Annotated in this window: 21 protein-coding genes; 13 read left to right on the top strand and 8 right to left on the bottom strand. The window is 34.7% G+C overall.

The window, feature by feature from the left end; genetic code table 11:
* The first annotated feature begins 125 nt into the window (after nucleotides 1-125).
* The 3 genes from BHU61_RS08230 to BHU61_RS13435 all read left to right on the top strand — a co-directional run bounded on the left by BHU61_RS08230 (nucleotide 126) and on the right by BHU61_RS13435 (nucleotide 4217).
* Nucleotides 126-2609, top strand: a complete 2484-nt coding sequence (locus BHU61_RS08230) for a DsrE/DsrF/DrsH-like family protein (protein ID WP_111716058.1) — start codon at nucleotides 126-128, stop codon at nucleotides 2607-2609.
* Nucleotides 2610-2629: 20 nt separating this feature from the next.
* Nucleotides 2630-3961, top strand: coding sequence for an MBL fold metallo-hydrolase (locus BHU61_RS08235; protein ID WP_111716059.1), 1332 nt, complete (start codon nucleotides 2630-2632; stop codon nucleotides 3959-3961).
* An 82-nt stretch (nucleotides 3962-4043) separates the two neighbouring features.
* The gene (locus BHU61_RS13435; RefSeq protein ID WP_170122511.1) at nucleotides 4044-4217 is read left to right on the top strand and encodes a hypothetical protein; all 174 of its coding nucleotides are present in this window, start codon (nucleotides 4044-4046) and stop codon (nucleotides 4215-4217) included.
* 13 nt (nucleotides 4218-4230) lie between these two features.
* Here BHU61_RS13435 and BHU61_RS08240 read toward each other — a convergent pair whose 3' ends face one another.
* On the bottom strand, nucleotides 4231-4602 hold the full coding sequence (locus tag BHU61_RS08240) for a DUF1722 domain-containing protein (RefSeq protein WP_111716061.1): 372 nt from the start codon (nucleotides 4600-4602) through the stop codon (nucleotides 4231-4233).
* The gene (locus tag BHU61_RS08245) at nucleotides 4592-5485 is read right to left on the bottom strand and encodes a TIGR01777 family oxidoreductase (RefSeq protein WP_111716062.1); all 894 of its coding nucleotides are present in this window, start codon (nucleotides 5483-5485) and stop codon (nucleotides 4592-4594) included. Before BHU61_RS08245 ends, BHU61_RS08240 begins: the two co-directional genes overlap by 11 nt.
* Nucleotides 5486-5713: 228 nt before the next feature.
* Here BHU61_RS08245 and BHU61_RS08250 point away from each other — a divergent pair, with 228 nt between their 5' ends.
* From BHU61_RS08250 to BHU61_RS08260, 3 genes are all read left to right on the top strand, one after another.
* A complete protein-coding gene (locus tag BHU61_RS08250; protein ID WP_111716064.1) occupies nucleotides 5714-7288 on the top strand; it encodes an alanine/glycine:cation symporter family protein in 1575 nt (524 codons plus the stop codon).
* 62 nt (nucleotides 7289-7350) lie between these two features.
* Nucleotides 7351-8211, top strand: a complete 861-nt coding sequence (locus BHU61_RS08255) for an ABC transporter permease subunit (RefSeq protein WP_111716065.1) — start codon at nucleotides 7351-7353, stop codon at nucleotides 8209-8211.
* A complete protein-coding gene (locus tag BHU61_RS08260; protein ID WP_111716067.1) occupies nucleotides 8208-9113 on the top strand; it encodes an ABC transporter permease subunit in 906 nt (301 codons plus the stop codon). The genes BHU61_RS08255 and BHU61_RS08260 overlap by 4 nt, the downstream gene beginning before the upstream one ends.
* Before the next feature lie 11 nt (nucleotides 9114-9124).
* Here BHU61_RS08260 and BHU61_RS08265 read toward each other — a convergent pair whose 3' ends face one another.
* The gene (locus tag BHU61_RS08265) at nucleotides 9125-9847 is read right to left on the bottom strand and encodes an alpha/beta hydrolase (RefSeq protein ID WP_111716069.1); all 723 of its coding nucleotides are present in this window, start codon (nucleotides 9845-9847) and stop codon (nucleotides 9125-9127) included.
* 73 nt (nucleotides 9848-9920) lie between these two features.
* On the opposite strand from BHU61_RS08265, the gene BHU61_RS08270 reads away from it, so the two are divergent.
* The 4 genes from BHU61_RS08270 (at nucleotide 9921) to BHU61_RS08285 (ending at nucleotide 13839) form a co-directional block, all read left to right on the top strand.
* Nucleotides 9921-10628, top strand: a complete 708-nt coding sequence (locus BHU61_RS08270; RefSeq protein ID WP_111716071.1) for a DNA alkylation repair protein — start codon at nucleotides 9921-9923, stop codon at nucleotides 10626-10628.
* A 112-nt stretch (nucleotides 10629-10740) separates the two neighbouring features.
* On the top strand, nucleotides 10741-11880 hold the full coding sequence (locus BHU61_RS08275) for an MFS transporter (RefSeq protein WP_111716073.1): 1140 nt from the start codon (nucleotides 10741-10743) through the stop codon (nucleotides 11878-11880).
* Nucleotides 11881-11983: 103 nt separating this feature from the next.
* Complete coding sequence (locus BHU61_RS08280) at nucleotides 11984-12295, top strand: DUF485 domain-containing protein (RefSeq protein ID WP_111716075.1); 312 nt, start codon at nucleotides 11984-11986, stop codon at nucleotides 12293-12295.
* Nucleotides 12292-13839: a solute symporter family protein gene (locus tag BHU61_RS08285; RefSeq protein WP_111716076.1), complete on the top strand. Its 1548-nt coding sequence runs from the start codon at nucleotides 12292-12294 to the stop codon at nucleotides 13837-13839. Before BHU61_RS08280 ends, BHU61_RS08285 begins: the two co-directional genes overlap by 4 nt.
* Before the next feature lie 72 nt (nucleotides 13840-13911).
* Here BHU61_RS08285 and BHU61_RS08290 read toward each other — a convergent pair whose 3' ends face one another.
* Both BHU61_RS08290 and BHU61_RS08295 read right to left on the bottom strand, forming a co-directional pair.
* Complete coding sequence (locus BHU61_RS08290; RefSeq protein WP_111716078.1) at nucleotides 13912-14583, bottom strand: ABC transporter ATP-binding protein; 672 nt, start codon at nucleotides 14581-14583, stop codon at nucleotides 13912-13914.
* A gap of 1 nt (nucleotide 14584) precedes the next feature.
* Nucleotides 14585-15610, bottom strand: a complete 1026-nt coding sequence (locus tag BHU61_RS08295; protein WP_111716080.1) for an ABC transporter permease — start codon at nucleotides 15608-15610, stop codon at nucleotides 14585-14587.
* A gap of 81 nt (nucleotides 15611-15691) precedes the next feature.
* Here BHU61_RS08295 and BHU61_RS08300 point away from each other — a divergent pair, with 81 nt between their 5' ends.
* The 3 genes from BHU61_RS08300 (at nucleotide 15692) to BHU61_RS08310 (ending at nucleotide 19162) form a co-directional block, all read left to right on the top strand.
* The gene (locus BHU61_RS08300; protein WP_111716081.1) at nucleotides 15692-16363 is read left to right on the top strand and encodes a response regulator transcription factor; all 672 of its coding nucleotides are present in this window, start codon (nucleotides 15692-15694) and stop codon (nucleotides 16361-16363) included.
* On the top strand, nucleotides 16356-17705 hold the full coding sequence (locus BHU61_RS08305) for a sensor histidine kinase (protein WP_111716083.1): 1350 nt from the start codon (nucleotides 16356-16358) through the stop codon (nucleotides 17703-17705). Before BHU61_RS08300 ends, BHU61_RS08305 begins: the two co-directional genes overlap by 8 nt.
* A gap of 143 nt (nucleotides 17706-17848) precedes the next feature.
* On the top strand, nucleotides 17849-19162 hold the full coding sequence (locus tag BHU61_RS08310; protein WP_111716085.1) for a TcaA second domain-containing protein: 1314 nt from the start codon (nucleotides 17849-17851) through the stop codon (nucleotides 19160-19162).
* Nucleotides 19163-19231: 69 nt separating this feature from the next.
* On the opposite strand, the gene BHU61_RS08315 is transcribed toward BHU61_RS08310, so the two are convergent.
* From BHU61_RS08315 to BHU61_RS08325, 3 genes are all read right to left on the bottom strand, one after another.
* Nucleotides 19232-21886, bottom strand: coding sequence for a cation-transporting P-type ATPase (locus BHU61_RS08315; protein WP_111716086.1), 2655 nt, complete (start codon nucleotides 21884-21886; stop codon nucleotides 19232-19234).
* A gap of 126 nt (nucleotides 21887-22012) precedes the next feature.
* Entirely contained in the window at nucleotides 22013-22801 is a 789-nt protein-coding gene (locus BHU61_RS08320; protein WP_111716088.1) for a homoserine O-acetyltransferase/O-succinyltransferase family protein, read from the bottom strand.
* Nucleotides 22802-24079, bottom strand: coding sequence for an O-acetylhomoserine aminocarboxypropyltransferase/cysteine synthase family protein (locus BHU61_RS08325; RefSeq protein ID WP_111716090.1), 1278 nt, complete (start codon nucleotides 24077-24079; stop codon nucleotides 22802-22804).
* Nucleotides 24080-24169: the final 90 nt, after the last annotated feature.

Raw genomic sequence — 24169 nt, forward strand, 5'->3', positions numbered from 1 at the left:
TCTACAACTATATACCTAACGGGGTATTTTTGTCAATCATAAAAATAGGGGATGGGGTATTTGACATGTTGATATATATAGTTTAATATACCCCTATAGGTATTTTGGTTGAGGAGGAATAATAAATGAATAAAAAGATAGTAATCGTTGGTGGCGTAGCAGGTGGGGCGTCATTAGTAGCACGTTTAAGAAGATTAAATGAACAAGATGAAATTACTTTAATTGAGCGAGGTAGTTACGTTTCTTTTGCTAATTGTGGCTTGCCATATCATATCGGTGAGGAAATAAAAGATAGAAGTAAATTGTTAATTCAGACCCCAGAACTCATGGAAAGCAGAATGAATATTAATGTGATGACAGATACGAATGTTGTTGTAATTAATAGAGAAGACAAAACAATTACGATTGAGGCGGATGGACAACGTAGTGAGATTGCATACGACGTTTTAGTACTTTCAACTGGGGCTAAACCTATTCATGTACCAATTGAAGGTGCAGATTTTAAACATGTATTTTCTTTAAGAAATATTCCGGACATGGATAAAATTATTGCATATATTAAAGAAAATAATGTGAAGTCAACGGCAGTCGTTGGAGGAGGGTTCATTGGTTTAGAGATGGCTGAAAACTTGAAAGCATTAGACTTAGATGTTGCTTTATTTGAGTTAGGTGATCAAGTAATGCCTGGTATTGATATGGATATGGCAATTGAATTACATAATCATATGATAAATAAAGGTGTGGACTTACGATTAAAACAATCGATTGAAAAGATAAATGAAAATACAGTGTTATCAAGTAATGGTGATGTCGTAAATGCAGACATGGTTATTATGGCTATTGGTGTATTACCAGAATCTACTTTAGCAGAAGAAGCAGGATTAGATTTGGGTGTGAAGAAAACGATTAAGACAAATGATGTATTCCAAACTTCAGATGCATCGATCTATGCCATTGGTGATGTTGCAGAAGTAACGCATGCGATTAGTGTACAAGATGTTCACATTCCACTTGCATGGATCGCTAATCGACAAGGCAGATTGCTTGCCGATCATTTAAATGGCAAGCAAGTTGAAAAATTCAATCCGATTGGTACAGCGATTGCTAAAGTGTTTGATTTAAATGTTGCAAGCACAGGTTTAAATGAGAAGGCTTTAAAAACTTTAGGAAAACAATATCATGTTATTCATGTGTCTGGTCAATCTAATGCAAGTTATTATCCTGGTGCAACGCCGATGACAATCAAAGTAATATTTTCTCCTGAAGGAGAGATTTACGGAGCGCAGATTGTCGGACGAAAAGGTGTAGATAAACGTATTGATCTAATTGCCAGTGCAATTACATTTGGTCAGAAAGTTACAGATTTACAACGTATTGAAATTGCATATGCGCCACCCTTCTCATCTGCAAAAGATCCGGTGAATATGGCGGGATATATTGCACAAAATGTATTAGAAGATGACATGAAATTGATGCAGGTGAGTGACATTGATGATACTGAACATCAGATTATCGATGTAAGAGAACCTATTGAATATGAAATGGGACATATTAAAGATGCTAAAAATATACCGTTAGGTGAGCTAAGAACACGTTTGTCAGAAATTGATAAAGAAATGCCGGTTGTTATTTATTGTCAGGTTGGACAACGTGGATATAATGCAGCTCGTATCTTAAAAAATGAAGGATTCGATGTTATTAATTTAGATGGTGGTTACAAATTATATAAACAGAATTACTTATCGCAACCACAAAATATATCAAAATCACCTCAAAGAATGAATGATATGAATATAAACAATAAAGAAGAAAAGATAACAAATACTGAACAAAGTGGAGATGTAAAACAAATGATGTTAAGAGAAGATAGAAGATTTGTAGAAGCAAGTGGATTGCAATGTCCAGGTCCAATATTAAAAGTAAAAGGAAATTTAGATGGTATGCAGGATGGTGAACAACTAGAAATCCACGTTACAGACTTTGGTTTCTGTCAGGATATCGAATCATGGGCTAAAGTGACAGGCAATACAGTTGTAAAGAATGAGACAGAAGGAAACAAAGTCATTGCCGTAATTCAAAAGGGTAAGCGTTTACCGGTGAATGTGATGGACGATAGTAATGGTCATCAATTAGTTGAAACTAAGACCGGTGCTACGATGGTTGTGTTTAGCGGAGATTTAGATAAAGCCTTAGCATCATTTATTATAGCGACTGGGGCAGCTTCTATGGGTAAAGAAGTGACGATGTTCTTTACTTTCTGGGGTCTAAATGTGATTAAACGACCAGGAATAAAAGTAGATAAACAAGGTTTAGATAAAATGTTTAGTCAGATGATGCCAAAACATGCTGGAAAATTACCTATCTCTAAAATGAACATGGGTGGTATGGGGTCTAGAATGATTAAACATGTTATGAATAAGAAGAAAGTAGATTCGTTAGAAGTGATGATTGAGAAAGCGCAAAGTATGGGCATCAAGATGGTAGCCTGCACAATGAGTATGGATATTATGGCTGTTTCACGTGAAGAGTTAATTGAAGGCGTTGAATATGGCGGTGTAGCGACATACTTAGGTGATACTGAAAAAGCAAACTTAAACTTATTTATTTAATTGATAATGGAGGTAAAACAATGTATTTTAAATCATTTTTTAATCAGCAATTAGCACAAATGTCTTATTTAGTAGGTTGTCAAAAGACAGGAGAAGCAATCATCATCGATCCACTGAGAGATCTTACTCCTTATATTGAAGCTGCAGAGCAAGAAGGGCTGACGATTAATAAAGTAACTGAAACGCATATTCATGCAGACTTTGCTTCCGGGTTAAGAGAAGCGAATGAAACGTTAAATGCTAAAGCATTTGTCTCTGGATTAGGTGGAGATGACTGGTCATATCAGCATATTAATGGAGATTATCAATTACTAAAAGAAGACGATATTATTAATGTCGGCAATGTAAAACTTAAAGTAATCCATACACCAGGACATACGCCTGAAAGTATTAGTTTTCTGTTGTTTGATAATGCAACAGAAGTACCGATGGGACTCTTTACTGGAGACTTTATCTTCGTAGGAGATGTCGGTCGTCCGGATTTATTAGAAGAAGCAGCCGGCATAAAAGATACTACTGAAATCGGTGCAAAAGCAATGTTTGAATCGCTTAAAAAGATGGATGCATTACCAGATTATATTCAAATATGGCCAGGACATGGTGCAGGCAGTGCCTGTGGTAAGTCACTTGGTGCAGTTCCAGTAACAACTTTAGGATATGAACGTGAAAAGAGCTGGGCATTTCAAATTAAAAATGAAGCAACTTTCATTAAAACATTAACAAGTGAACAACCAGAACCACCATATTATTTCAAAGAAATGAAACATATGAATCGTGATGGTGTAGCATTAATTGATAATGCCATAGTACCACCACTACAAAATTTATTTGACGGTATAAAGAGCATTGATTTAAGGGCGAAAGAAATTTTCTTAGATAATTTAAGTAAAGGTATTAACGTGCCGTATAACAGCAAATTTTTAGGATTTGTAGGATGGTATCTGGACTACGAAACACCGATTCAGTTAATTGGTTCGTTCGAAGACGTGCAGAACGCAGCAAATGATTTAAAATTAATAGGATTTGATAATGTGACTGGTTACGTTAAAAATGTGACTGGTGGATCAATGCAACAAATTGAACCACAACATTTCAAATCAATCGATCAAACACAAATTAATATTTTGGATGTACGCAACAATCAGGAATGGCAAGAATCACATTTTGATAATGCAAAACATGTCCATTTTGGTAAATTAGAAAAAGAGGAAATACCATTTAAAAAAGATGAAAGAGTTTATGTTCATTGTCAATCAGGTGTCAGAAGTGCGATAGCAGTGAGTGTGTTACATCGATTAGGATATAACGATATTATTAATATTAAAGGTGGATATAGCGCTGTTAAACAGTAAAATAAATTATCTTTATAATATTGACTTTAACTGCATTGTAGTTAAAAATATGAATTAATTCATACAAATAAAGAGGGATATTATGCACAAAGATTTTGTGACAGATGAAGAGATTCATGCAATGGGTGTGCCTTTTGATTTACTATCTACCTGGATGACGAATGGTTTAATTCAGGTCGCGTACCAGGCAAATCATATTCGCTACTTCTGGACAAAGGATGTAAATTTATTAAAACAGCAATTTAATATAAAATAAAACAGCGGCATCTTTAAAATAAGATGCTGCTGTTTTTTAAATATTGTACATCATATTTTTCAGCAAGCTGCTTAAGTAATGTATGAAGTTCTGATTCTTTATTATCAAAGTTTTGAATAAATGTTCGATATTGTGATTTTTCATCTTCAGTAGCAATTTTTTTGAAATATCCCCACATATGCTGATAGCTATTTAACTTCGAGCCTCGCGTTGGTGTCATGCGATATGTTTCATCAATAATTTGTTCTAATATGTGTATATCATCCAGTTGTTCACGCATCAATTGACGAATAAAGTTATATTGATTCTGGTTATAGTACATCACTTTATACTTTTCTTTTCGCCACAGCTTTTCAACTGCTTTCTTTCTTTCTTTATTCACCATACAACTGCTCCAGAGCTAACTGAACTGTAGGATATTTAAATGTATATCCGGCCTGCAATAGATGATCAGGTAATACGCTTTGTCCTTTTGTAACCATTACGGATTGCTCTCCTAGTACAATGTCCATTACTTTGTTGGGTACTTTCGTCCAGTGTGGTCGGTGTATAACACGCGCAATGGTTGTTCCGAGCTGTTGTTGTGTTACAGGTTGAGGAGAAGTCATATTAAATATACCTGTTAATTGTTTGTCATAAATATAAAGCATACTTTCTGCAAGATCCTCGATATGAATCCAGCTGTAAGGTTGCTGTCCATCACCAATATTACCACCTGCAAAGTATTGATAAGGCTTTAACATCAAAGGTAATGCCCCACCTTGGTTAGAAAAAACTACTCCAAATCTGCAGATTGCTGTTTCTACACCTAAAGCTTCAATTTTTCGAGCTGCTTGTTCCCATAGATAAATAGTCTTTGATAAGAAATCAAACGGTGAGAATACATTGGTTTCGTTATAAGTTAAAGATTTAGAAGCGGGATAATAACCTACCGCACTTGCTGATATAAAGAATGGTTTCTTGTTAAGAGATTTGAATAATGGCATAAGCTTTTCAGTACTTTCAACACGACTTTTAATGATCGCTTCTTTGTGTTCTTTCGTCCATCTGTTATTTAAGGATGCACCAGCCAGATTAACTACTAAATCTAGTTGTGGTATTGCCTGATACCAATCATCTTGTTGCCAGTTGACATAGCTGATGCCAGTCGAACTTTGTTTATTGCTTCTCGTTGTAATATAAATATGCGCATTTTTATATTTTTGCTGAATAGTGTTTATAAGAGCTGAACCTACTAGTCCTGTACCGCCTGTGATTAAAATGTTCATATGCAACCTCCATCAGTATTGGTATTTTATACTATTATAGCGATTATCAATTATTTATTCATTGGAAATGATTATTTATTGATCATTAAACCCCTAAATCGCAATGTTTTAGAACGAATATTTAATTAAATATTCAGAATAATCAATAAATACTATTGCAACATGTAATATGTGACTATATAATAAAAAAGTAAGTATTTTTCGTTTATACATTAAAGGGGTGTAGTTATGGAAAGTATTGTGAGTTTTCTAAATGAAATTGTGTGGAGCAAACCGTTAGTGTATGGGTTGTTAATTACAGGGATTTCATTTTCATTAATGATGAAGTTCTTTCAAGTCAGACATTTAAAAGAGATGATTCGACTAATGTTCCAAGGGGAGAAGTCGCCTACAGGGATTTCTAGTTTCCAGGCAATTGCTTTATCGCTTGCTGGACGTGTAGGGACGGGTAACATAGTCGGTGTTTCAACAGCGATCTATATCGGTGGTCCAGGAGCAGTATTCTGGATGTGGATGACCGCATTTTTAGGTGCAAGTTCAGCGTTTATTGAGTCTACGCTAGCGCAAATTTATAAACGTGAAATTAATGGGGAGTATCGCGGTGGACCTGCTTACTATATAGAAGCAGGTATGAAAGGTGGATTTGCAAAAGGGTACGCTGCATTGTTTGCGGTACTTGCAATTATTTCTACAGCGTTACTTTTACCGGGTATTCAGTCGAATGCGATTGCAAGTTCAATGAAGAACGCATTTGGTGTTGAAGGATGGATTATCGGGGTAGTGCTTGCGATTGTTTTAGCTTTAATCATATTTGGAGGGGTACGCTGGATCGCTTCAGTAGCAACAGCAGTAGTACCATTTATGGCGATATTATATATTTTACTCGCAGTAGTGATTATCGTAATTAATTTTGATAAAGTACCTGGATTAATGGCATTGATTATTAAATCAGCATTTAATATGGAATCGGCATTTGGTGGAATTCTAGGTGCGATGATTGAAATCGGAGTAAAACGTGGTCTTTATTCAAATGAAGCAGGACAAGGTACAGGTCCGCATCCTGCAGCAGCTGCAGAAGTTTCACATCCTGCTAAACAAGGATTAGTTCAGGCATTCTCTGTATATGTCGATACATTGTTTGTTTGTACAGCAACAGCGTTAATTATTTTATTATCAGGAACGTTCAATACGACAGATGGTACGATGAAAGGCGATATGCCAAACTTAATTAAAGATGGTGGTATATACGCAGTTAACGCAGATGGCGTGAAAGACTACTCAGGAACTGCAATGTATGTTCAGGCGGGTATTGATAAAGCATTCCATGGAAGTGGCTATCAGTTTGATCCGGCATATTCAGGCATTGGTTCATATTTCGTAGCAATTGCATTATTCTTCTTTGCGTTTACGACGATATTAGCATATGCATATATCGCAGAAACAAATGTATCTTATTTAACGAAGAATAGTAGCGTGTCTTTGAATAAGTTTTTAATAAACGTTGCACGTTTAATTATTGTTGGCGCTACATTCTATGGTGCGATAAAAACAGCGGATGTGGCATGGGCAATGGGTGACTTAGGTGTAGGATTGATGGCATGGTGTAATATTATCGCAATATGGATTCTGCACAAACCTGCATTACGTGCGCTTAAGGATTTTGAGAGACAGAAGAAAGAGAAAGGGTCAGGGAAATATGCGATATATCAACCAGATCCAAGCGAACTACCGAATGCGACATTCTGGACAGTAGATTATCCGGAACGTTTAAGAAAAGAACACTTTGATGAAAAAGTACATTAAGCATTAAAGACAGCCATTGCTGTCTTTTTTGTGTTTAATATTCAGAGAGGAGTGCCACGCTATTGAATAAAATATTTGTGAATGGAGTAAAAGTAATATTAGTATTATTTAATTTTTTTCTATTGAGTGCCTTTATTTTACTTTTTAATCAGAATTTTAAATTTGATTTAACTCATTTTTTTGAGGCTTTCCCCCAATTTATTAAACAGTTAATGCATATCGATACAGTCACTTTTAAGACACCAGGTAGTTACATAGAACATCCGTTTTTATCTTTTATCTTTAGACCATGGCGAAATTCAATGCTTATTTTATTTTTAAGTATAATGCTCGGTACTATTTTAAGTATATTATGTGTTGTTATAGCTAAAAGATTTAAGTTAATTGATTACATAATGAAGCGATTCGTAAAAATTTTAGGTTATTTACCGGATATCTTTTATATTCCTTGTGTCATTATCTTTATTATCTTTTTTTATCAGCAAACAGGTATATTAATAATGGAAGTAGCAAGTTACGGGGAACAGGAAGCGATTGTATTTCCAGCAATCATGCTGTCTGTAATTCCATTTGTCCAGTTATATAAAATTTTGGATCAGGTGATTACTGAAGAACTGGATAAAGATTATGTAGTACTCGCACGCGCAAAAGGACTCAATGATTTTGAAATTCTGCACAAGCATGTCTTGTCAAATGTATGGATAACATTTTACATCAATTTTAAGCAGGTCGTCTGGATGACGCTATCCAGTCTATTAATTATGGAAGTCATATTAGGTTATTTTGGCGCTACACAATTCTTATATTATTATCACGCCCCCATAATGTTGATGACGATATTGGTACTAATGTTTGTTCCGATATATATCGCGTTATTTATCATTCAGAAACTCGTTGAATTTAGAACGGGGGTGAAGTTATGAGGAAGTTATTTAAGATATGGCTGGCATTGATTATCCTCATCTTACCTTTTATAACAAGTGTCTTTTACTTTGATATGCTTCAGAACAAAGTAAAAGTATATAAATTTAACGTGATGACAAGTGAAATAAAAAATCCAGTGCCACCTGGCGTTGTCAATTGGTTCGGTACTGATCGCTTCGGCGCGTCAATATTTATGGAGAGCTGGCATGGATACCGCATCACGTTTATCTTTGTCATTGGTATTGTTCTTATTTCATTTATCATTGCTGTTATTCTTGGAAGTTATCTCGCTTTTCGTAAAGGAACAGCAGATATTGTTACAGATGGATTTTTGAATGCATATTATTTTATACCGCAGGCAATCGTTACATATATGTTGTTATTTCCGGTACTGACAGCAATAAAGGGTAAGTTTAGCTATGATATGCCGTTTAGAATAGGGTATATGTTAGTCGTGATTGCACTTGTGATGGTACCAACGACAATGGTAGTCGTTAGAGATCAGGTGAAACAAATATTGAATACAGAATACATGGATGCTGCAACCGTAATTGGTGCCAGCAAGACACAAAAATTAATACGTCATGTTTATCCCAATATTAAGAATAGATTATTGATTATCTTTGTCCGCATGTTATATCAAGCATTAATGGTACTCAGCCATATTTCATTTTTCCGTATTTTCTTTGGAGGAACGAAGACATGCGATGGTTTTGAAGCATGTTTAGGCAATGATTTTACACTTATTATGCCAGAGCTTACGACATTATTAGGGTTTCATATGCCAGAGTTGTATTCTTCATGGTGGACATTTATGGTACCTTGTACATTTGTCGTGTTGATTTTAATAGCAATCCAAATGTTGGCCGATGCACTTGAAACAGAATATAAATCTATGTAAAAAGCAGGATATTAAATATCCTGCCTTAAAAAATGCAATATATCTGTATAAAGTTTTTCTTTATCCTTACTTACTGTCATTAAATGGCCGGCATTAGCATAATGATCAATAAATTTTTTGGACTGAATACTGTTGTAAATAAATTGAGCACTGTCATGATAGCTCGTATCATCCCGATTACCATACAGTATGATTGTCGAACTATTGATTTTATTTAAGTTGTTCATTATATCTTTAATATAATCAACAAACTTACTGGCACCTGTGTAATTATCGATAAGCTGATAATTTGATTCAGGAAAAGGCTCAGAAGAAATGACTTTGTGCATTCTCGGTGCAAATTGTTTCAAACGGTATTTTATACCTTCAGGATCTTTTTTCATCGGAACACTCATCACGATAATTTGATTAACATCGTATTTTTCTGCGAGCTTAAGTGAAAATAGACCGCCTAAAGAGACACCAATTATAGAGATATTATTATATTGTTCCTTTAATTTTAAAAAGCTATCTTCAACTGTTTGCCACCAGTTATCGATATCATATTTCACAAAATCCTGGATAGGCAATCCGTGCCCTGGATAGGATGGGATAAGCACCGTGTATCCTTGCTCGTGTAGATGGTAGCCCAGTTGTTTAACGTCTCTAACTGTTCCGGTAAATGTATGAAGAAGAAGTATCGCGTGTTCATTTCCTTCTAAAAATATGGGATCTGGATTTTTTACTTTTATCATTGGAGTACCTCCATAGTAATCAGTATAATAAATGTAATATTCATTATACTACGAGTAACAGGGAGATGGAAAAATGACGTTTGAAGAAGTGATGGCAGAACTTGAATCTCTTGGCAAAGAACGTATGAAGAAAATATATATGGGCAATGGCGCAAAAGAACCTTTATTCGGTGTAGCAACGGGTGCAATGAAGCCAATGCGTAAAATAATCAAGAAAGATCAGGAGCTTGCAGATAAGCTATATGCGACTGGTAACTATGATGCAATGTATTTCGCAGGTGTAATTGCAGATCCCAATGCTATGACAGAAGAAGATTATGAGCGATGGATTGACGGCGCATACTTTTATATGTTATCTGATTATGTTGTAGCAGTAACGCTCTCAGAAGCAGATATTGCGCAGCAAATTGCGGATAAATGGATTGATTCTGGAGAGGATTTAAAGATGAGTGCCGGCTGGAACTGCTATAGTTGGTTACTTGGACATAAGAAAGATGATACATTTGATACCGAAAAGTTAAGTAAGATGCTAGATCGCGCTGAGAAAGAAATTCATACTGCTCCTGATAGAACGAAAGTAGGGATAGGTAACTTTATTCAATGTGTAGCAATTTCATATGTAGATTTACATGATAAAGCAACAACAGTTGCAAAGTCAGTTGGTGCCGTACCATTTAATCGAGAGCACAAACCAACTGGCGAAGTGAAACCATTAGAGACGATTGAGAAAGCGATTGAGAAAAATAGGATTGGTTTCAAACGTAAATATGTACGCTGTTAGTATTTACAGAATATAATAAATTGATATAATGAACTAAATAGGTGACAATTAATTTTGTTGGCAACTTGCAGCGCCTTCCATTTGGAAGGTGCTATTTTTTTGGAGGATAAATATGAATAAGAATCTATTAATACTGGCTATGCTTACATTTCTTGCAGGTCTTACCGAGCTAGTGGTCTCAGGTATATTGCCTTATATTGCGAAAGATTATCATGTATCAATTCCGATGGCAGGTAATTTGATAACAATTTTTGCGTTATTTTTTGCGCTTGCAGGACCGATATTGATGTCGTCAACAGCAGCATTCAATAGAAAAAAGCTACTGATTGGTTTCATCATATTATTTATTTTTGGGAATGTATTGAGTGCGTTAAGCATAAGTTTTACGATGCTACTAATATCCAGGGTTATTCTTGCGATATGTGTTTCAATGTTAATTGGCCTCGGGTTATCATTATCGGTCAATGTAGTTTCTCAAAGTTTTCAAACGAAAGCCATTAGTATGATAATGATGAGTATAAGTGGTTCACTCGTGTTAGGAATTCCACTCGGTATATTAATTACAGAACGATTCAATTGGCAGATGATCTTTTTGTTTGCGGCCACTCTATCTTTAATTATTTTAATTTTAGTAATTTTATTTTTTCCGAGTATTCCAGGAAAAGAAGCGACGTCATTTTTTAGTCAGTGGGGCGCTTTGAAAGATCATCGAATACTATTTACACATATGCAATCGTTCTTATTTTTTGTGGGTCAAAGCATTTTGTATATGTATTTAACCCCTTACTTTAATCAGTTAGGCTTACAAGCATCTATGGTAAGTCTGCTGTATTTACTGTACGGTGTAAGTGGTATAGTCGGAAGTGGTTTAGGAAGTATATTTATAGAGAAACTAGGTGTTAAAAAGACATTAACGATGTTAATGACAGTTTATATCTTTGTTTTACTTGCTTTTATTGTGACACAGTATAATGTATGGACATTAAGTATCAATGTCATGTTGTTAGGCCTAACTGGATGGTCGATGAATGCACCGACACAAATGCGCTTAATTCAAATTTCAGATACAAATGCAGGTTTTAATCAAACATTTAGTACGTCATCTACACAATTTGGAATGGCACTCGGAGTAGCAATAGGTGGTCTTATCATTGCCTGGCATTTACCATATAATGCTTTAATGATTGTAGGGAGTATATTTATTGTTTTAGCTTTGTTATCCATTAAATATTCTTATAAAGCCGTTGATTAATATATCAACGGTTAATTTATTTTAAAAATTGACAATATTCTGACAAATGAATAAAATGAAACTTGGGAGGAATTTTTACACGACATAAAGGGGAGATGATTTCATGAATCAACAGGATTATAACAAAATTGCAGCATCGAAAGATTTCAATGATTTAGTTGCAGCGAGAAAAAAGTTTATTTTTCCGATTACGTTGTTCTTTATCGTTGCGACATTGCTCTTTCCGATTCTGACAGGTTATACGACAATTTTGAATAATATTGCTTTCTGGAATATTTCATGGGCATGGATTTATGCATTCTTATTATTTGTGATGGTCTGGACATTAGTCACAATTTATATGCGTAAAGCGAAGCAGTTCGATGCCGCAAGTGAGCGAATCATTAATGAGTATAAAAGGGGGTCTCGCTCATGAATATGACAGTCATTATTATGTTCTTATTTTTTGTAAGTTTAACGCTACTTATTACATATTTTGCTTCAAAAAGAACGAATTCTGCTGAAGATTTTTATACAGCGGGTGGAGGTTTAACAGGCTGGCAAAATGGTTTAGCGATTGCAGGAGATTATTTATCGGCAGCATCATTTCTAGGTATTGCGGGAGCTATCGCACTTTGGGGATTCGATGGCTTCTTCTATAGTATTGGCTATTTAACGGCATATTTAATCGTATTATACATCGTTGCTGAACCATTAAGAAATTTAGGGAAATATACTTTAGCAGATATGATCGCAGCACGTTTTGAATTAAAAAAAGTGCGAGCGATGGCTGCAGTTTCATCAATCACGATAGTAATATTCTATATGTTAGCACAGCTTGTTGGAGCAGGTGCATTAATTCAACTGTTATTTAATATTCCATATACTTGGGCGGTTATTATTGTTGGCATTATGATGACGGTTTATGTATTGTTTGGGGGGATGACAGCAACAAGCTGGGTTCAAATGGTTAAAGCGATTCTTCTAATGGTTGGAACGCTCATCATTTCTTTTCTAGTATTAAAATACTTTAATTTCAGCATTGCTGAAATGTTTGGTCAGATGAAAAATATTAAATCAGCTGACTTTAAAGGAGAATATATTAATCCAGGTTCCCAAGGTAAATCACCTCTTGATAATATTTCGCTGATTATTGCCCTGTTATTTGGAACGGCAGGGTTACCACATATATTAATGCGTTTCTTTACGGTGAGTGATGCTAAAACAGCAAGAAGCTCTGTAATGTGGGCAACTTGGATTATCGGTATTTTTTATATTTTAACGATATTTTTAGGTTTTGGTGCTGCTAGTCTTTTATCTCGTGAGGAAATTATAAAAGCGAATCCTGCTGGAAATATGGCTGCACCGTTACTTGCAGATAAACTTGGTGGAGATTTGCTCATGTCATTTGTCTGTGCTGTAGCATTTGCAACGATTTTAGCAGTTGTTGCAGGCCTTGTGTTATCAGGAGCTTCTGCATTTGCACATGATATTTATGGTGAGATTATTAAGAAGGGTAACATTAGTGAGAAAGAACAAATGAGTGCAGCAAAGATTGCCTCATTAGCAGTTTCTATTCTTTCGATTGTATTAGCGTTATTTGCACAAAATATGAACGTTGCTTTCTTAGTATCATTGGCATTCTGTGTAGCAGCGAGTGCAAACTTACCGGTAATTGTTTATACGATATTCTGGAAGAGATTTAATACGCAAGGTGCTATAGCAGGAATCGTTGTAGGACTTTTGACATCTATTATATTAGTGATTTTAAGTCCGAATGTTATGAACCCGGCAGGAACAGGTTTTATAAATATGGATCCTATTTTCCCGCTTGCTAATCCTGCGATTATTTCTGTTCCAGCAGGTTTTATTGCAGCATTCCTAGGTACATTTTTAGGTAAGGCAGATACAGAAGAGAAATTTAAGGAAGTTCAGGTCAAGTCAGTGACGGGTATCGCAACTTCAGAAGTTACACATTAAAGAAAAATAAGAAATTCTCCCATAATAATAAGCCAAAGACGTTAATATGTCTTTGGTTTATTATGTTTATATTTATCTTTCTTTTACCATCTTTCCACCTTCTAAACGATAAAGATGATCGGCATATTTAAAAATACGATCATCGTGAGTGATGATGATACACGCACTTTGTTGTGCTTTTACACGTTCACGAATCGCTTCAATGACTTGTGTTGCACGCTCAAAGTCAAGACTTGCTGTAGGTTCGTCAGCAAGTATTAATGAAGGTTCATTCATGAAGGCTCGTGCAATGGCAACACGTTGTTTTTCTCCACCCGATAAATTTTTAGGATATTGTTTTGTACGATGTCCAAGACCGAAAGTGTTGAGTAATTCATCAGCACGTTTACTTGCTGTTTTTTTATCCATTTTATTTTCAAGCGCTACGTGCATCAATTGTTCTTTCACTTTTAAGAATGGAACAAGATGTGAGGCTTGAAAGATAAAGCCTATTTCACTTAAACGAAGTTGTGTAAGTTCATGCTGTTTCAATGTAGTTATTGATTTATTCTCAATCAGTACATCACCACGCGCTGGTTTAAGTAATGCACCAATAATCGTGAGTAGTGTACTTTTCCCGGAACCAGATGGACCATATAGACATACGATTTCACCTGGTGCGACTTCAAAATTGATATCTTTTAATACTGTTACTTCAGTATCACCTTGTTTAAATGATTTTGTAAGATGTTTCACGTGAATCATATTATTCTCCTCCTATTGCTTCTATTGGATCAATCTTAAGCACCTTGATGATAGATAACATTACACCAATAAACGATACAAATAAGAACAGTCCAGCTAGAATCATAATAAGATTATTATTTAGATAAAATGGCATGCCTGGTGGCATAAAGTTATTGATAGCGGTAATAATAAAGATAGCTAATGACACACTAAAAATTACTATAATAAATACTTCCTGAATCAGTTTAAATATAAGTTTTTTATGACTTGTTCCAATCGCTTTTAAAATGCCGTATTCAGTTGTCTTCTGAATCGTAATGATATAGAAGAATACCGTGATGACGATAGCTGAGATTAAAAATAAGAAAAATACCATTAAGTTTAAAGGCATTTGCTCAGCTTCATAACTTGGGATAGCTTTCATCGCATCTTCAGGTGTTATGATTTTAGAATGTTTTAAGTCTTGTTTTAACTCTTTAATTGAAACATTGTCTAATACATGTTGATTAATGATTGCTGTGTTGATAGCTTCATGTGGTACAACTTTGTTATAAGTTGCTTGATTAACAAGACCTACAGGCATGTGCGAATACATTTGAAATTTTTCAAAGTCTGAAATACGTAAACTTTCATTGCTATCTACAATATTTAGTTTATCTTTTAAGTCATACGACTTGTTAAGATGAACATCTAGAGCGACATCGCCATCTTTTGGCAATGCATGTAATTTAGAAATGGTAGTCAGTAAAAACTTATCGTTGTTTTGAATTTTAATCGGTTGCATCTGAACTAAAGGAATATTAAAATCTTTTAAAACTTTTACATCTTCTTTATCAAGTGGTGCGTTGAGCAAATTGTTATCTGCATCTTCTGAAACGACAAAATACTTACCATCCATATGTTCTATAAATGAAATATTATCTTTTCCTAAACCCTGTGCTAAACTTGAAACAAATAATACCAGAAATGCTAATAGAAATATGATTGCTGCAATCAATACATATTTCATTTTGTAATACTTAATTTCTTTAAGTGCTAAATTCATAATGATCACCTTTCTCGTTTTGTTGATAGTGTTATCATAAACAATCAATATGAACAGAATATGAACAAAGGAGTATATTGGATGAAAAATAAAATTTTAATTGTAGATGATGAACAAAGTATAAGAAATCAAGTGGTGGAAGGATTTATAAAACATCATTATGAAGTATATAGCGCAGGTAGTGGAGAGGCTGCTCTTAAAGTTCTGGAAAATGAGAAGATAGATTTGTGTGTAGTTGATATTATGATGCCCGGAATGAACGGATTTGAATTATGTGAAGCGATAAAAGAGAGTCATCAACTGCCGGTTATTATGCTTACAGCACGTGATGCGTTGGGTGATAAACGCATCGCATTTGAAGCGGGTAGTGATGACTATGTTACAAAGCCTTTTGAATTTGACGAATTACTTTTTAGAGCGAATGCAATCTTGAAACGTTATAACTTAGATATCACATCAATTAAAATAGGAAATGTGGAACTAGACCAGGATACATATGAACTCCATATACATCAGGATACACTTTATTTGCCACGTAAAGAATTTGAACTACTGTATTATTTAGTTAAACATCAACCTAATATTGCTACGCGTGAGCAATTAATTGAAGCAATTTGGGGGCTTGATTTTGAGGGAGATGAACGTACCGTGGATGTTCATATTAAACGTATACGGAAGCGATTAGAAAATTATGATACGCAAATGGAAATCGTAACAGTACGTGGTGTAGGGTATAAGGTGCATCATGTTTAAACATTTATCTACAAGGTTTATTGTTACAACGCTTCATGTCATGCTCATTAGTGCAGTAATTGCTTTTGTAATTTCTAATATGTATTATCACGTCATATTGAAAGAACAAAATGATGCAAGGGTGACGCAAGTATTATTATCTCAAAAAAAATATATTGAAAAACACCCTGAAATAAAACCACAAGCGTTTTTTGCGCAACTTGGGAATTTGAATTTTCAAGTACTGGCAATCAATAACCATGATTTAAAAGAAAATTATGGAACAAAATTTAGATTAGATAACCTCAAATTAGATACGATTAAAATGGAACGAGATGGCGTTTATCACGGTATTAAAAATCGTCCATTCAATCTATTTATCACTGGATTTTTTGATAATGAATCAATAAATACAGTAGGCACGAAAATGCAGATCAATCATCAGCAATATACAGTATTTATAAGACCGGATGTTGGTGAAAGTATGCATGAATTTCGATCATTTTTAGCGGTATTACTGCTTTTAACGATTGTCATATCAATATTGCTCGTCTTTATTTCTTCTAAGTTTATTGTGCATCCAGTAATCGAACTAAAAAAAGCTGCACAACGTATTGGTGAGCAGAGTGGTTATCAAACCTCGGTTAATCGTAAAGATGAATTAGGTGTCCTTGCTGAAGAAATGAATGAGATGAGTAAGAAGCTAAAGCAACATGAGGAAATCAATCAGCGCTTTGTGGCAAATGTAAGTCATGAAATACAATCTCCAATTACAAATTTAATCGGACAAATAAAAAAATTGAAAGAAACACAAGATTTGAGTTTACTTAATCAGATTGAACATCAATCATTACGTTTAAGTGGTCTGACGAAGCAGTTATTACTTTTAGCCTCAATTGAGCAGAATAAAATATCATTAACGAAACAAAACTTTAATTTTAAAATGCTTATTCAGGAAGTTATTCGAGATAATATGTACACTATTAATCAGAAAGATATATTTTTGAGTACCACGTTAGAAGATGTATATGTCCTGGGAAATAGAGATTTATGCTATCAAATGATTACTAATTTATTATCGAATGCGATTAAATATAGTCCGAATGACAGTGAAATTCATATTGAACTGAAAGAAGAACAGAATAATAAACAATTCATTATTGAAGATCATGGTTATGGGATGACTGATGAGACGAGAAAAATGATTTTTGAGCGTTTCTATAAGTCGAATGTGAACGAAGATAATGTCACTTCAAATGGTCTAGGCATGGCAATCGTTAAAGTGATATTAGATGTACATGACTTTACTATCGATATTGATAGTGAAATAGATATGGGAACAACGATAAAAATCAAACTTTAAAAAGCATAATAAGTGATTAACTAGCTTAAAGTAACAAATAAATAATCAGAATTATTTTTCGGATTAATTGAGGCTTATAGGTTCGTTTTGTGCTATCAGATATAATTAGGAGTATATAGTAAATTATACTCCTGGAGGTTATTATGAAATACTGTAAAAATTGTGGGCATGAATTAAAACCAAATCATAAAGTCTGTACGAACTGTGGTACAAAAGTTGAACAAAAAGAAGACCAAATTGTGACGCCGATTCAAAATTATGAAAAAACACAAAATCAAACATTTACAGATCAATACACAAATGTATCACAGCAAACAAAAATTCAAAGACAACCGATGTCTAAAAAGGCGATAATTTTATTAAGTACAGTAATAGGTTCTATTGCTTTATTAGCTCTGGCTTATTTTATACTTGGACAGCAATTTTCTTACAATAATTCTGTCACTGCTATTACAAATGCAATTCAAAAAGATGATGCCAAACAATTATCGGATCTTTTAAAAAGTGGAGATGCTTACCTTTCTGAAGAAGAAGCTAAAGCTTATATTGCATACAATAAAGCGAAGGGTATTGATCTAAAGACAAGCCTATTAGAAGCGAAAAAAGAAATTGATAATAACGAAAGTGGTACATCTATTACACATGACGCTAGTGAAGTAATGAATGTAGCAAAAGACGGAAAAAAGTATGGCCTATTTGATAAATATAGCTTCAAAGTCCCTCAGAAAGAAATCTATTTATCACCCGGTTCAGATGGTATTTTGAATTATAAAGTTAATGATAAACCTGTTGCAATTGAAACAACGATGTATGAGCAAGTTAAATTAGGTAACTTTGTATTAGGAGATTATCAATTTGATGCTCAAAAAGAAATAGAAGATGAAAAGATTAATGGAGAACTAGTTATTAATATGAGTGAATCCGATGTTGCAGTTGAAAAATTTGATGAAGATAAGATTGCAGAGTTTCAGGAACGTTCTCAAGAAAGACAAGAATTGGTGCAAGAAGAACAAGAAGAGCGTAGAACAATAGATACGAGTTCAAGAGATTTTCTGAATTCTTATATGTCTAAAGATAGAACAGATGGCTATAACGATATTGAAATTGGGATGGATAAAACAGAAGTTGAACAATTATTAGGTGATGAATCAGATTTAGTAGATCCTGATAATGACAACTTATTGAAATATGGGAATATGGGTATTGAATATAAAGATGATAAAGTAGAACAAATCTATATTATCCCGAATCCTTACGATGTCGCAACGAAAGATGAAGCAGAGGAAGCGTGGCAACCGAATGACTGGAATGGGGAGATGAATGGAGATTCCGTCCAGGTTATAGATAATGATAGAAAAGGAAATAATTTTGCAATACTTATTGTTTATGACGACGATGATAATATCAAATATATATTCCAGCAGAAACAAACAAAAGATGATCCATGGATAGAATAACATACTATTCATTATAAATACCCGTAGCACACTTAAACGTGCTACGGGTATTTGTTTACGCGAAATATCTTATGCCTCATATTTAAATATGTTTCTTGTAATCCATTTCTCGATTTCAATCAGGATAAAAACAGCAGTTCCGATACCTAACGGAATCACCCATTGTGAAAATGTTAGTGGAGCAGTTTTTAATATCGTATTAAAAAATGGCACATACGTAATGAGTAATTGTAGTGTGATGAGTAAACCAGAGACGATAAATGCGACTTTATTCTTAAAGAAATCTTGATTAATTGCAAATTGATTTAAGTGTCGGCAATTAAATAGATGGAAGATTAAAGCAAATACTAGTGATTGCAATGTGATTGTATTCAGTACAGTTTTATGTAAATCAAGATGACTTAAATACATATTTGCAAGAAGTATTCCACCAGCTACAATGACTGATACGAGTAGTATTCTAAATAAGAAATAATGACTTAGTAACGGTGTAGATTTATGTCTTGGCTTTCTATTCATTGCACCTGGTTCGAGAGGTTCAAATGCAAGTGCAAAAGATATGGTAATCGCTGTTACCATGTTCACCCAAAGTACCTGGATAGGAGTAAGTGGTATGGATATGCCGAATAGAATCGCTGCTAAAATGAGTAGTCCTTGAGAACCGTTTGTCGGTAAAATGAATAGTATTGTTTTCTTCAGGTTATCATAGACACGACGTCCTTCACGTACCGCATCTACAATTGTTTCAAAGTTATCGTCAACCAGTATCATACGCGCGGCATCTTTAGATACTTCAGTTCCTTTAATACCCATTGCAACACCGATATCAGCACGTTTTAATGCTGGTGCATCGTTAACACCATCACCGGTCATCGATGTTATTTCGTCATGTTTTTGCAATGCTTTTACGAGTTGTAATTTATTCTCCGGACTTGTTCTAGCAAACACATCGTATTCAATCGCGGTTTCGTATAATGTTTCTTCATCCATATTATCGAGTTCGCGACCTTCAATGGCCTTAGTACCATCGCCGATTCCGAGTTGTTTCCCAATTGCCATTGCAGTTTCTTTATGGTCACCTGTAATCATTTTTACGGCAATTCCGGCTTTTTGACATTCTTTTACTGCTTTTATTGAAGATTCACGTGGAGGATCTATAATCCCTACTAACCCAAGCAAGGTGATGCCACTTTGTAAATCGTCATGTGAGAGTGTGGTTGTGTCACGAGGCACATCTTTATATCCTGCTGCAATTAATCGTTTACCTTCTTTAGCGATTACACTTAATTTATCTTCCCAGACCTGTCTATCATCAGAATTGGTAAATACACGATCGAATATTCTGTCAGGTGCTCCTTTGATATAAATACGTTTCTTGCCCTGATCTTCGACGAGATATGCCATATATTTATAAAGTGAATCAAATGGGATTTTATCGATTGCCTGTAAGTTTGGAATTTCTAAATTAGTTTTATGTACGAGTGTCATTAAGCAGCCTTCAGTGGGCTCACCGGTAATTTGAAAATGACCATTTTCATCTTGTGAGAGACGTGCTTCATTGACTGTTTTAACGCATGTTAAGAACTGGTATAATTCTTGTTCTGTTTCTGGTGTTTCAGTATGTTTGGGTATAATTTCTCCGATTGGTTCATAACCTGTGCCCGTAACTTCATAACGATTATGAGTTAAATCAATTGAAGTTACAGTCATTTCGTTTTTTGTAAGCGTACCAGTTTTATCGGTGCAAATCACTGAAACTGAACCTAAAGTTTCCACTGAAGGTAAGTTCTTTACGATGGCATTATTCTTTGCCATCGACTGAACACCAAGTGCTAAAATAATTGAAATGACAGCAGGTAATCCCTCCGGTATAGCACCAACTGCAAGTGCGATAACAGATAAGAGTAGTTCACCTGCTGGATAATTGTGATAAAACAAACCGAATAAATAAATTGCGATAGAAATTACAACGATACCAATACTCACTGATTTACCGAACTGACCGGTTTGTTGCATCAATGGGGTTGTCATCTGTTCTGTGTCAGTCATTGCCTGATTAATCTTACCAAGTTCAGTGTCTTTTCCGATTGCAACAACTACACCTATTCCAGAACCTGAAGTAATAGATGAGCTTGAATAAGCCATATTTTTTCTATCACCGAGTACAGCATCTTCTGAGATTTTATGTATATTTTTTTGGACGGGTACAGATTCACCGGTTAAAGCAGACTCTTCAATCTTTAAATTATTCGCTTCTATTAACCGTAAGTCTGCAGGTATCTTCTCACCGGATGATAAAATAACGATATCTCCGATTGTCAATTGTTCGCCTGGAATAGTTTGACTGCGACCATCACGAATTACTACAGCCTCACTCGTCATCATTTTACGAATACTTTCTAATGCTTTTTCAGCACGCGATTCCTGAACATAACCAATAATCGCATTGATAACTGCAACAAGAATGATAACCGACATATCAAGAAAGTGTCCTAAAAATCCTGTAATCGCTGCAGCTACTAGTAATACATATATTAAAATATCGTTAAAGTGGCCGAAAAACTTAATGATTTTAGGCTTCTCCCGCTTTGCTGGAAGTGCATTTAGACCATAAGTTGATTGGTTTGCTTCGACTTGTTCATGGGACAAACCACTATTTATTGAGGTGTTAAACGCTTGAAGTGTGTCATCGATAGAGCGTTGATGCCATTTTTCATTTTTCATAACGAACATTCCTTTGCGTATAGTATTACTCTTATCGTAACGCAAATAATTAAGTAATTCTAACGAAAGGAATGTATATAAAAAGAATTAACACAATGTTTAAAATTTTGTAAACTTTTAACATTATCACTTACTTTTGTCTGTGCTAAGTATCGTTACAAAGGCATTGAAGAATGAATCAGCAAAAGGTTTCCATCGCTGTATTACCAAATCACTAGAATTATCATGAGCGTAATAATTTTCAGGGAATGAAATTGTTAGCCCTTTTTTACAATCACGAATATATTCCGTATGCAACGTATTAGGTGCATACTCTAAATGGCCATTGATATAAATATCTTTATTATCTTTTGATATTAATAAATCTGCACCAAATTCAGGATGAGTGCTGATTATGGTTAAGTCAGTCTTATCTTTAATATCTTGTATCACAAAATTTGTATAGCGTGATTGGGGTATATAGTAGCTTTGAAAATTATTTGTTAAAGGATGATCCACCAGAACATTATAAGCATATACACCAAACAATTTCTTATTACCTTTAAAAGTGAATTTCTCAATATTGTAATAGTGATGTAACGCAAATTGTGCTGCCCAGCAAATAAACAACCGCGTATGTTGTTGCGCTTTAGACCAATCTATGATCCTTTTAAGTTCTTCATAATAATAAACAGATGCAAAAGGAAGATGCTCTACAGGTGCTCCTGTTACGATTAACGCATCATAATCGTATCGTTGAGCTTGTTCGAAATTTATATAATGTTGCTTAGCATAATTTCTTTTTTCAGTATTTGTTTGATGTGTCTCTAAATATAAAAAATCAATCATAGCTGTTTTAAAATGATGTATAAACTGCAGTTCCGTTTCGAATTGATTTGGCATTAAATTAACGATTAGAATACGAGGAACAACCAATTAAATCACACTTAATCCTTGTTCCAGGTCTGCGATAATATCATCGATATGTTCAATGCCAATAGAAATTCGAATCGTTTCTGGACTTACACCTGCTGCGAGTTGTTCAGCTTCTGTAAGTTGTGCATGTGTAGTAGAAGCGGGATGAATGATAAGCGATTTTGCATCTCCAACATTTGCAAGTAAAGAGAAGAGCTCAAGTGATTCGATAAACTTCTTACCGGCTTCACGGCCACCTTTAACTCCGAACGTAAAGATAGAACCTGCACCTTTCGGTAAGTATTTTTCTTGCAATGTTTTGTAGGGACTGTCTGGTGTATCTGCATATTTAATCCAGGCAACCTTATCGTGATTGGAAAGAAACGCGATTACTTTTTGTGTATTTTCCACGTGACGCTCTACACGAAGCGAAAGTGTTTCTAATCCTTGGGTTAATAAAAATGAATTGAACGGTGAAATTGCTGCACCAGTATCTCTGAGTAGTGTTGTGCGTATCTTAAAGGCATAGGCAGCTTCACCAAAAGCTTCGGTAAAAATGAGATTATGATAGCTTGGATCAGGTTCGGATAAGTTTGTAAACTTACTATTATTCCAGTCAAAATTACCACTATCAATAATGACGCCACCAATTGAAGTACCATGTCCTCCGATAAATTTCGTTGCGGAATGTACGACAATATCTGCACCAAACTCAATTGGACGACACAGATAGGGAGAAGCAAAAGTATTATCGACGATTAAAGGAATACCATGATTGTGTGCAATGTTTGCAAGCGCTTCAATATCTTCAACATTTCCTTCAGGATTACCGATAGTTTCTACAAAAATAGCTTTTGTATTATCTTTTAATGCCTCTTTTACATGTTCTAAATTTGTCGTATCCACGAGTGTTGTTTCAATACCGAATTTCTTAAATGTGTGTTCGAATAAAGTGTGTGTTCCACCATATAAACTTGTAGTTGCTACGATGTGGTCACCGCTGTTCGCAATCGTTTGTATCGCGTAAGTAATGGCAGCCATTCCTGAAGCGACAGCGACACCTGCTACACCACCTTCAAGTTCAGCAACACGTGTCTCAAAAGCAGCTGTTGTAGGATTTGTAAGTCTTGAATAGATGTTACCTAATTCTTTTAAACCGAAGAGATTTGCAGCATGTTCCGTATCGTTGAATGTAAATGATGTTGTTTGATAAATTGGGAGTGCACGTGCATTCGTTTCCTTGTCGATAACTTGTCCTGCATGAACTTGCAGAGTTTCAAATTTGTACTGATTTGTCATAATGAATTCCTCCTGGCATAAAATTGTATTCCACACTAAATTTAATAAGAGGAGCAAAAAAATGAGCCTACCTCAAAGAAGTAGACTCAT

Source organism: Macrococcus epidermidis (genome assembly GCF_003259695.1).
GTDB classification, from domain to species: domain Bacteria; phylum Bacillota; class Bacilli; order Staphylococcales; family Staphylococcaceae; genus Macrococcoides; species Macrococcoides epidermidis.

What these genes read in the sequence shown, in the direction of transcription:
- BHU61_RS08230 (WP_111716058.1), top strand. Translation starts at nt 126, where the DNA reads ATGAATAAAAAGATAGTAATCGTTGGTGGCGTAGCAGGTGGGGCGTCA.
- BHU61_RS08235 (WP_111716059.1), top strand. Translation starts at nt 2,630, where the DNA reads ATGTATTTTAAATCATTTTTTAATCAGCAATTAGCACAAATGTCTTAT.
- BHU61_RS13435 (WP_170122511.1), top strand. Translation starts at nt 4,044, where the DNA reads ATGCACAAAGATTTTGTGACAGATGAAGAGATTCATGCAATGGGTGTG.
- BHU61_RS08240 (WP_111716061.1), bottom strand. Translation starts at nt 4,602, where the DNA reads ATGGTGAATAAAGAAAGAAAGAAAGCAGTTGAAAAGCTGTGGCGAAAA.
- BHU61_RS08245 (WP_111716062.1), bottom strand. Translation starts at nt 5,485, where the DNA reads ATGAACATTTTAATCACAGGCGGTACAGGACTAGTAGGTTCAGCTCTT.
- BHU61_RS08250 (WP_111716064.1), top strand. Translation starts at nt 5,714, where the DNA reads ATGGAAAGTATTGTGAGTTTTCTAAATGAAATTGTGTGGAGCAAACCG.
- BHU61_RS08260 (WP_111716067.1), top strand. Translation starts at nt 8,208, where the DNA reads ATGAGGAAGTTATTTAAGATATGGCTGGCATTGATTATCCTCATCTTA.
- BHU61_RS08265 (WP_111716069.1), bottom strand. Translation starts at nt 9,847, where the DNA reads ATGATAAAAGTAAAAAATCCAGATCCCATATTTTTAGAAGGAAATGAA.
- BHU61_RS08270 (WP_111716071.1), top strand. Translation starts at nt 9,921, where the DNA reads ATGACGTTTGAAGAAGTGATGGCAGAACTTGAATCTCTTGGCAAAGAA.
- BHU61_RS08275 (WP_111716073.1), top strand. Translation starts at nt 10,741, where the DNA reads ATGAATAAGAATCTATTAATACTGGCTATGCTTACATTTCTTGCAGGT.
- BHU61_RS08280 (WP_111716075.1), top strand. Translation starts at nt 11,984, where the DNA reads ATGAATCAACAGGATTATAACAAAATTGCAGCATCGAAAGATTTCAAT.
- BHU61_RS08285 (WP_111716076.1), top strand. Translation starts at nt 12,292, where the DNA reads ATGAATATGACAGTCATTATTATGTTCTTATTTTTTGTAAGTTTAACG.
- BHU61_RS08290 (WP_111716078.1), bottom strand. Translation starts at nt 14,583, where the DNA reads ATGATTCACGTGAAACATCTTACAAAATCATTTAAACAAGGTGATACT.
- BHU61_RS08295 (WP_111716080.1), bottom strand. Translation starts at nt 15,610, where the DNA reads ATGAATTTAGCACTTAAAGAAATTAAGTATTACAAAATGAAATATGTA.
- BHU61_RS08300 (WP_111716081.1), top strand. Translation starts at nt 15,692, where the DNA reads ATGAAAAATAAAATTTTAATTGTAGATGATGAACAAAGTATAAGAAAT.
- BHU61_RS08305 (WP_111716083.1), top strand. Translation starts at nt 16,356, where the DNA reads ATGTTTAAACATTTATCTACAAGGTTTATTGTTACAACGCTTCATGTC.
- BHU61_RS08310 (WP_111716085.1), top strand. Translation starts at nt 17,849, where the DNA reads ATGAAATACTGTAAAAATTGTGGGCATGAATTAAAACCAAATCATAAA.
- BHU61_RS08315 (WP_111716086.1), bottom strand. Translation starts at nt 21,886, where the DNA reads ATGAAAAATGAAAAATGGCATCAACGCTCTATCGATGACACACTTCAA.
- BHU61_RS08325 (WP_111716090.1), bottom strand. Translation starts at nt 24,079, where the DNA reads ATGACAAATCAGTACAAATTTGAAACTCTGCAAGTTCATGCAGGACAA.